General features: G+C 41.7%; 10 protein-coding genes. 2 read left to right on the top strand and 8 right to left on the bottom strand.

Features of this window, described 5'->3' with window-relative positions; translation table 11 throughout:
• Positions 1-233: 233 nt before the first annotated feature.
• Positions 234-647, top strand: a complete 414-nt coding sequence (locus AC1DPZ_RS16720; protein ID WP_477405416.1) for a VOC family protein — start codon at positions 234-236, stop codon at positions 645-647.
• A 290-nt stretch (positions 648-937) separates the two neighbouring features.
• Here AC1DPZ_RS16720 and AC1DPZ_RS16725 read toward each other — a convergent pair whose 3' ends face one another.
• The 8 genes from AC1DPZ_RS16725 to AC1DPZ_RS16760 form a co-directional block, all read right to left on the bottom strand.
• Entirely contained in the window at positions 938-1,258 is a 321-nt protein-coding gene (locus AC1DPZ_RS16725) for a hypothetical protein (protein ID WP_477405418.1), read from the bottom strand.
• Positions 1,259-1,427: 169 nt separating this feature from the next.
• Positions 1,428-1,733: a 30S ribosomal protein S10 gene (gene rpsJ / locus AC1DPZ_RS16730; RefSeq protein ID WP_022830652.1), complete on the bottom strand. Its 306-nt coding sequence runs from the start codon at positions 1,731-1,733 to the stop codon at positions 1,428-1,430.
• Between the two features lie 144 nt (positions 1,734-1,877).
• Positions 1,878-3,989, bottom strand: a complete 2,112-nt coding sequence (fusA, locus tag AC1DPZ_RS16735) for an elongation factor G (RefSeq protein WP_477405420.1) — start codon at positions 3,987-3,989, stop codon at positions 1,878-1,880.
• Positions 3,990-4,133: 144 nt separating this feature from the next.
• Complete coding sequence (rpsG, locus tag AC1DPZ_RS16740; RefSeq protein ID WP_076377343.1) at positions 4,134-4,601, bottom strand: 30S ribosomal protein S7; 468 nt, start codon at positions 4,599-4,601, stop codon at positions 4,134-4,136.
• 19 nt (positions 4,602-4,620) lie between these two features.
• Complete coding sequence (gene rpsL / locus AC1DPZ_RS16745) at positions 4,621-5,043, bottom strand: 30S ribosomal protein S12 (protein ID WP_067190071.1); 423 nt, start codon at positions 5,041-5,043, stop codon at positions 4,621-4,623.
• Between the two features lie 775 nt (positions 5,044-5,818).
• Complete coding sequence (locus tag AC1DPZ_RS16750) at positions 5,819-6,547, bottom strand: hypothetical protein (protein ID WP_477405422.1); 729 nt, start codon at positions 6,545-6,547, stop codon at positions 5,819-5,821.
• A 164-nt stretch (positions 6,548-6,711) separates the two neighbouring features.
• Positions 6,712-6,891 (bottom strand): hypothetical protein, encoded by a 180-nt coding sequence (locus tag AC1DPZ_RS16755; RefSeq protein ID WP_477405424.1) that lies wholly within the window; start codon positions 6,889-6,891, stop codon positions 6,712-6,714.
• Between the two features lie 140 nt (positions 6,892-7,031).
• Positions 7,032-7,154 (bottom strand): hypothetical protein, encoded by a 123-nt coding sequence (locus tag AC1DPZ_RS16760; protein ID WP_477405426.1) that lies wholly within the window; start codon positions 7,152-7,154, stop codon positions 7,032-7,034.
• Positions 7,155-7,297: 143 nt separating this feature from the next.
• On the opposite strand from AC1DPZ_RS16760, the gene AC1DPZ_RS16765 reads away from it, so the two are divergent.
• Positions 7,298-9,061: a DUF885 domain-containing protein gene (locus AC1DPZ_RS16765; RefSeq protein ID WP_477405428.1), complete on the top strand. Its 1,764-nt coding sequence runs from the start codon at positions 7,298-7,300 to the stop codon at positions 9,059-9,061.
• Positions 9,062-9,383: the final 322 nt, after the last annotated feature.

Raw genomic sequence — 9,383 nt, forward strand, 5'->3', positions numbered from 1 at the left:
GGTACAAGTGGGTGCATATAGCCGATATCCGCTGCCTGAGTATCCACGACTGGGAGTTTTACATCAAACAATCTTACCGGCTTATTGCCGAAAAGCTCCCGGCCAAAGTGCGCAAGCAAATAGGGATGTAGGTAAGGGCTGTCAGTAATCGCCCTTTAATTGTCGTATTTGCACCGTATGGGTTTGGGGGGATAGATTTACATTTGTATTGTAACATTTAAAAGCAAACTATCATGGCAACTCAAATTTTTGTAAACCTTCCTGTTAAAGATCTTAACAAATCAATCGAATTTTTTACCAGCCTGGGTTACAGCTTCAACCCACAGTTTACCAACGAAGTGGCCGGCTCCTTGGTGATAAGCGATACCATATTTTTTATGCTGATAACCGAGCCGTTTTTTAAAACGTTTACAAAGAAGGAAATTGCTGATGCTACCAAAGTAACCGAAGCCATCAACTGCATCTCCTTAGATAGCCGCGAAGCTGTCGACGAAATGATAGCCAAAGCAGTTGCCGCCGGCGCCACTACCCCAAACGACAAGCAAGATCACGGCTGGATGTACGGCTGGGGCTTCCAGGATTTGGACGGCCACCTATGGGAGTTTGCGTATATGGACATGAGCCAGCTGCCGCAGCATGTTTCTTAAGGATGTGCAGATTTCAGATTACAGATGTGCAGATGATGGCAATTATTTGAAAATTTGAAAATGAGTTTGTCTGAACCGGAATTTGTGGGATCATTAGAATTCCTTGAATTGAGATTCTGTTAATTCTCTAATTCTGAAAATTCCAGTTCAGACAAAATTTTGCGATAGGGATCGGCGCGGATACCGGCCAACGTGGCTAAGGCCTGTGCAGTATGAGCATAGAGCCCGGGCCGCAGGCATCGCCCGTGAAAGTATCAAGTAGTTAGTATCGGGTAGCAAGATTTTTTTTGCTACGGCTTTTTAACTTTAGTTATTATACCATAACAGGTTTTCATTATTGTACAGTCGTATTTACCATCACCAAGTGCTCCTATTAAATTATCAGTTTCATAGGGACTAACAAGCACCGAATCTGCGACTGTCGTATTTTCAGTATAGCAGGGGCCGTTTACACGAATAGTATCGGCATTATTGATTATAACAATCGTGTTGGCATGGATATGTGCATATCCACAATATCCTTTTGTGTGTAATAATACTATACCTTTAATTGGCTGAGTTAATGTAAAGTATTGCCAGTTATTTTCACACTTGCCCAGTGCATCGGCCATTTTGCGTATCCGGTGAGTTTCGGAACATCCGAAACTGAAAAACGGAATTACTAATATTAAAAGTCCCTTTCGCATAGATAAATATAATCTGTAAAAACAAAAAACACCACCCGAAACCGGATGGTGCTTTTTTATGTTGTCCCACACCTTTCAGTGGGCCGGGCATCTATCAAACTTTGATTTCAACTTCAACGCCGCTTGGCAACTCAAGCTTCATCAGGGCATCTACAGTTTTCGAGTTCGAGCTGTAAATGTCTAATAAGCGCTTGTATGAGCATAATTGAAATTGCTCACGTGCCTTTTTGTTTACGTGTGGTGAACGTAAAACGGTGAAAATTTTCTTTTCGGTTGGTAACGGAAGTGGTCCGCTAACTACAGCGCCTGTTGGCTTTACTGTTTTTACGATCTTCTCGGCAGATTTATCTACCAGGTTGTAATCGTAAGATTTTAATTTGATCCTGATTCTTTGGCTCATGTTAATTTGATTTTAACCACCCTAAGAGCTATTTATTAGGGCAATTGATTGTTTATTGTTGTATTTGAAAATTTGGTAATTTGAAGATTTGAAAATTAAAAAAGCATCCTCAAATTTTCAAATCACCCAATCTTCAAATTATTATTACGCGTTTGCAGCAGCTTTTTTGCCTTTTACTTTGGCAACTACTTCTTCCTGTACGTTACGTGGCGCTTCAGCATAGTGATCAAACTCCATGGTTGAAGTAGCACGGCCAGATGTGATGGTACGTAACTGGGTTACATAACCAAACATTTCTGAAAGTGGTACAGTAGCTTTAATTACCTGTGCACCTGCACGTGAATCCATACCTAAAAGCTGGCCACGACGACGGTTCATGTCACCGATAACATCACCCATGTTTTCTTCAGGGGTAAGGATCTCGATTTTCATGATCGGCTCAAGCAATACTGGTTTACATTTTGGCAATGCCTCACGGTAAGCCATCTTAGCTGCTAACTCGAAAGATAGCGCATCTGAATCGACCGCGTGGAACGAACCATCAATTAAACGTACTTTTAAGCTGGTTAACGGGAAGCCGGCTAATACACCGTTTGCCATTGAAGCCGCGAAGCCTTTTTCAACAGATGGGATAAACTCACGGGGGATTGAACCACCGCTGATTTCGTTCACAAACTGTAAACCTTCTTTACCTTCATCGTTTGGTGAAAGTATAACCTGGATATCGGCAAATTTACCACGACCACCGGTTTGTTTCTTGTAAGTTTCGCGGTGCTGAACAGTACCTGTAATTGCTTCTTTATAAGCAACTTGTGGCGCGCCCTGGTTAACCTCTACTTTAAACTCACGTTTCAAACGGTCCATGATGATATCTAAGTGAAGCTCGCCCATACCGCTGATTACAGTCTGGCCAGTTTCTTCGTCAGATTTTACGTGGAAAGTTGGATCCTCTTCAGATAATTTACCAAGAGCGATACCTAATTTATCAACATCAGCCTGAGTTTTAGGCTCAATAGCTAAACCGATAACCGGGTCAGGGAAATTCATCGATTCAAGGATGATCGGGAATTTCTCATCGCACAGGGTATCACCTGTTTTAATATCTTTAAAGCCTACTACCGCTGCAATATCACCTGCACCTACGTTAGGGATAGGGTTTTGCTTGTTAGCATGCATCTGGAATATACGTGAAATACGCTCTTTATTATCTGAACGCATGTTATGCACATATGAACCAGCCTCTAAATTACCAGAGTATACGCGGATAAAGCACAACCTACCYACGAAAGGATCGGTAGCAATTTTAAATGCTAATGCTGCAAATGGTTCTTTTTCAGATGGTTTACGTAAAATTTCTTCGCCGGTATCTGGGTGATGACCGATGATACCTTCAACATCCATAGGTGAAGGCAATAATTCCATCACGTAATCAAGCATGGTTTGTACACCTTTGTTTTTGAAAGATGAACCACATACCATAGGAACAATTTTGGCATCTAAAACAGCTTTACGTAAAGCATCAAGCACTTCGCGCTCGGTGATTGTCTCAGGAGCATCAAAAAATTTCTCCATCAGGCTCTCATCGTAATCAGCAACTGATTCCAATAATTTCTCTCTCCACTCGGTAGCTTCTTCAATCATATCCTCCGGGATAGGCACTTCGGTAAAGGTCATACCTTTATCATGCTCATTCCAAACAATACCTTTCCAGTTAATCAAATCCACTACACCTTTAAAGTGCTCTTCAGCACCAATAGGTAACTGCAATGGTACTGCGTTACTGCCTAACATGCTTTTTACCTGTTTTACAACATTTAAAAAGTCGGCACCGCTACGGTCCATTTTATTAACGAAACCTATACGGGCAACGTTATAATTGTTGGCAAGTCTCCAGTTGGTTTCTGATTGTGGCTCAACACCATCAACGGCGCTAAAAAGGAACACCAAACCATCTAATACACGCAGTGAACGGTTTACCTCAACGGTAAAATCCACGTGACCCGGTGTATCAATAATGTTGATATGGTATTTTTGACCTCTGTAGTTCCAGTTAACTGTTGTAGCAGCAGATGTAATTGTAATACCACGTTCCTGCTCTTGTGCCATCCAGTCCATTGTTGCAGCACCTTCGTGTACCTCACCAATTTTGTGGCTTACGCCCGAGTAATAAAGGATACGCTCGGTAGTAGTAGTTTTACCGGCATCAATGTGAGCGGCAATACCTATATTTCTTGTAAATCTTAGATCTCTTGACATTTTTTTTGTTTTATGATTTCACCGGCTTTTTAAAATGATTACACTGATTTATTGATTTTACCGCTGTGGGCGCAATCATAATAAATCAGTGTAACCTTAATATATAATCGGTGTAATCCTTTTTATATCGGTGTAATCCTTTAATTAAAAACGGAAGTGAGAGAACGCTTTGTTGGCTTCAGCCATTTTATGCGTATCTTCTTTCTTTTTCACTGCTGCACCTTCACCTTTAGCTGCTGATATGATCTCACCTGCTAATTTCTCCATCATGGTTTTTTCACCACGACGACGGGCATAGCTGATAAGCCATTTCATACCCAAAGCTATTTTACGCTCCGGACGAACTTCTGTTGGCACCTGGAAGTTTGCACCACCTACACGGCGGCTTTTTACTTCAACAGCTGGCATAACATTGTTTAAAGCCTTTTTCCAGGTTTCTAAACCGCTTTCGCTGGTTTTCTTTTCAACAATATCAACTGCATTGTAAAATATAGAGTATGCGGTAGATTTTTTACCATCATACATCATGTTATTTACGAACCTTGTAACCAGGGTATCATTGAACCTTGGATCAGGAAGGATAATTCTTTTTTTTGGTTTTGACTTTCTCATTGCTTTCTATCCTCCTTAATTATTTCTTTTTCTTAGCTGGTGCGCCTTTTGTAGGTGCAGCTGCCTGACCTGGTTTAGGGCGTTTTGTTCCGTATTTACTACGACGTTGGTTCCTGCCGGCAACACCTGATGTATCTAATGCGCCACGGATGATGTGGTAACGTACACCTGGTAAATCCTTAACACGACCACCGCGGATCAAAACGATAGAGTGCTCCTGTAAGTTGTGACCTTCACCCGGGATGTAAGCATTTACTTCTTTTCCGTTGGTTAAGCGCACACGGGCAACTTTACGCATTGCTGAGTTTGGTTTTTTAGGGGTAGTGGTATACACGCGTGTGCATACTCCTCTTCGCTGTGGACAGCTGTCCAACGCTGGCGACTTACTCTTGTCAACCAGAGCTACTCTACCTTTTCTAACTAATTGCTGAATAGTAGGCATTTTTTCCTTTTTGTATTTACAGTTTTATCCTTATTTTAAGGACTGCAAAGGTACGGAGTATTTTTTGATTTTCAAGGGATTGGGTAGAAAAAGTTTTGTAAATGGTTGATTGGGTGGAGGGAAGGGCTCAATAACCCCGAAAAATGCTTCTTTAAATACTGGAGCCGACACTTTTTAAAGTGATCCTTTTCGAAGAAAAATCTATTTAAATCGAGATAAATACCATTTTTATAATAGGTGTGTAAAACTAAGCGGGGTTTTATCAACATAAGTTAACATCAATAGTAATTTAAAAAGTTTTAGCCGGCTTATTTTCAGTACGATAAAATTTAACAGCATAAATTTCAAAATCCCGACCCTGTTTTTAGCCAAATAGCCCGGCCGTCTTTTTGCAGATAGCCGGGCTAAGTACGTCACAAATATAAGGGTTTTATTTGGGGCGATGTTCTCCGGATTTAATCTGCACTTTTAGCGATACGTTCTGGGCAATGCCTGCGGCCCGGGCTGTACGTTTATACTACACAGGCATTAGCCACAGGCCGGTATTCACTTCCATCCCTATTGCGGGGGGGTAACATACACACGTTGTTAGGAGAAAAACCTCACGTGCTTAACCGTAAAAAACTTTCTTGAACAGGCATTGAGCTCTCTGGTCGCTATTCGCTGCACTCAAGTTAGGGTGAGCAGTGGTGAAATGAACTATATACCCCTTTGCAAAACAAAGGATTATAATTGATTTTGCTACACACGTGAAAACAGGGCACACTAACGAACATTAATCTTTTGGCGGCGGAGGCAGCAACACAACGTCTATATTGCTGGGGCCGCTGCCATAACATACTTCCCCTCTGAAAGCTCTTACCTGATGAAAATCAAATGTTTTATCAAATAAAGCATTGTGAAGGCTACATTCCTCTTCAATGCTATAGGGAGTTTGCAAGCCTTTCACCAAATACATTGAAACCCTTACCGGGACAAGTTTATATGTCGGATATTGTGTTTCTATCGTTGCTTGTACGTAATTAAAACTGGTCTTAAATTCACTATAAGGCGATTCTGTGATCACATTTATAGCATGATATCCACTTGCCCAAGGTATTTCTTTTTCCTTTATAAAAGTTTCATCTACACCATAAACTGTAAAAAAGTCTGCTATCTGGCTAACTGAAAATACAATCTTCTTTATCCTACGTAGTGTTACGTCCTCATATCTCTCTAAAATTAACTCTCCACTAAAACAGGGATTTGTAGTGTAACTATTATTATGAATTCTCTTTTTTGCCCCAGCCTTTAGCTTTTTTAAAAAATCCTTCCAGGGTTGGTTGAAAAGCTTATTATTGGTTCCATTTTCCTCGAAAACTTTCATTAAAGCTACAATAGCTGGATGTTGCTCATACTCAATAGTATCTCTTGCCAAGCCAATTGGGTAAAGTTTTTGAATGGCTTCACCTATTTCTCCATATAGTTTATTGATGCGATTGTCTAAAGGGAAGTAACGATTCATTGTCTGCGAGGTGATAATTAAAAGCAAGATACGATTTTAACCCCCTAAACAAAACCATTGAATGAGTGCTATAATTGTCGCATTGCAGCCCCATTAAACAAACAAAGCGATGATCCAACCGATCACCGCCTTGCTATCAATCACTCTAAAACAACAATCAAAAATTAGTAGTGGTTATAACCGCTATGGTAATGGCCACGGTCGCCGCCATTATTATATCCGTTATGGTACCTGTCATGATGACCTCTGTGGTGTCCGTATCCATCGCGTACCACGCAACCTGAGGTTACTGATACCACTGCTGCTGATATTAATAGTGCAAATGCAACAAATCTCTTTTTCATGATATATATTTTTAATGCGTCATCTAATATTAAGATGTATATACGTATGATACATTTTTAATGAAAAGGATTAATCTGGCAGGGATTATTTTGTTATTCAACAAAAAGGCCTTTAACTTTTAAAGCTAAAGGCCCAATATTTATGGCGCTGCGGGTTTTGGCGGCTTGGGTGGGTGCGGCATATTCTTTGGCGGCGCACAGCTTATGGTTAAAGTGGCAACCATTGCGGCAAGCAATAGTATGGCGGTGAATTTCTTTTTCATAGTTGTATGTTTTATATATATAATAATATTGGCCGGTAATTGTTTTAAGCAATTGGTTTTCAGTTAAATCACCTATGTACTGATTACCCCCTTGCCCAGTCCCCGGTAAACTATTATCTTAGGTTTTTCCAAATCTATTCTGTATGAAAAAGTTAGCCTTCCTGATCATTCCTTTTTGTATCCTCATTAGCTGTAAGCCTAAATCTGCTGGCGATAGTGCGCTTTCGGGAGATGCCGCGTTTCAAAAACTGGCCGATGATTACCTTGACGGCTACCTGGCCTGGCGACCGGCTAATGGTGTTGCATTGGGATATCACCAGTATGATGGTAAGGTAACGGATGTCAGCAAAGCTTCTATAGATAAGGAATTGGCCCGTTTAAAGGATTTTGATGCGAAGTTAAGCAGTGCGGATACTGCATCCTTGAGCCCAAAGGCGTTTTATGATTACCGCATTTTGCGTTCGGCTATAAAAGGCGAGATCTGGACTTTTGAGGACCTGGGGACCTACACCAAAAATCCTATGACCTATGCGGGAATAGTTGATGTAAGCATTTATGTGAAACGTAATTTTGCACCGATAGAAGAGCGGGTAAAATCCATCATCGCCATAGAAAAACAGGTACCCAAATTATTGGCCGATGCCAGGCTTAACCTCAACGATACTTTAGCCAAACCGTATGTAGAAACCGCTATCCAGATAGCACAAGGCTCGGCCGCGTTTTTAGGCGGCGACCTGAAAGTAGCACTGAAAGATGTGAAGAACGATACGCTGATGAAAACTTTCAACAAAGCTAACGCGGCAGCCATTGTAGCGGTTAACGATTTTGCTGATTTCCTGAAGAAAGAAAAGCTGCCCAAGGCAAATAATAAATATGCCATTGGCACAGCCAGCTACCAAAAAATGCTGCTGTACAGCGAGGGCATTAAACTTACGCCAGATAAGGTATTACAGATAGGTTTAACGCAGTTAAAAAAAGAACAGGAATCATTTAATGCCGCCGCGAAGATCATCAACCCCAATAAAAAACCGGTTGATGTGTACCACGATTTGCAAAAAGACCATCCAACTGCCCAAAGCCTGATTCCTGATGCCAAAAAGAACCTGGAGCAGATCAGGCAGTTTCTGATCGATAAAAACATTGTAACCATGCCATCAGCGGTAAGGGTTAAGGTAGAGGAAACCCCGCAATATGCACGCGCTACCGGCACAGCTTCCATGGATACGCCCGGTCCGTTTGAAACCAAGGCAACCGAGGCTTACTACTATATTACACCGGTAGATCCCAAATGGACAGCACAACAAAAGGAAGATTGGCTAAAGCAGTTTGATTATTATACTACAGATAACGTAACTATTCACGAAGCATATCCGGGCCATTATACCCAGTTTTTACACCTTAACGCGTCATCGGCTACCAAAATTGAAAAGATCTTTGGCAGCTATGCCTATGTAGAAGGCTGGGCGCACTATTGCGAAAAAATGATGACCGACGAAGGTTATGGTCATAACGGCGATTCGGTAAAGGCAGCTAAGTATCGCCTGGCACAATCGGGCGATGCACTGCTAAGGCTTTGCCGTTTGTGTGTATCCATCAAAACCCACACCCATGGCATGAGTGTTGATGAGGGCACCAAATTTTTTATGGATAACTGGTACCAGGGCGATAAACCATCAAGGCAGGAAGCCTTGCGTGGTACCTTCGATCCCGGATACCTGTTTTACACCATTGGCAAGCTGGAAATACTAAAACTGCGCGAGGATTACAAAAAACAGGAGGGCGCCAACTTCTCCCTCAAAAAATTCCACGACCAGGTACTCGACCATGGCATGCCCCAGATTGGTATGCTGCGCGAAATTATGCTAAAGGATAAAAGTACATGGGGAGATGCGTTGTGGGGGATTTAATAGAAAATAAATAGATCGTCATTGCGAGGCACGAAGCAATCCCCAACTTACAGGGTAACTGTGCAGATCCGAGCTGTATTTTTGGGGATTGCTTCGTCGTACCTCCTTATAATGACGTGTTTGCAAGTGGTTGATTATCAATATATATCTAAAGACACTTCTTGTTGTGAGAGAATGATTGTTAAAAAAGGGCTGTCATGCTGAGCCTGTCGAAGCATAGCGGGTGAAGGCCTCTGCGCGCGACCCTTCGACAGGCTCAGGGTGACAGGCCAACTACTTGCATAAGTAAACACGTCATCACGATTTTTTTCAGGTTCTTACC

The organism is Mucilaginibacter sp. P4_G9 (assembly GCF_056400985.1).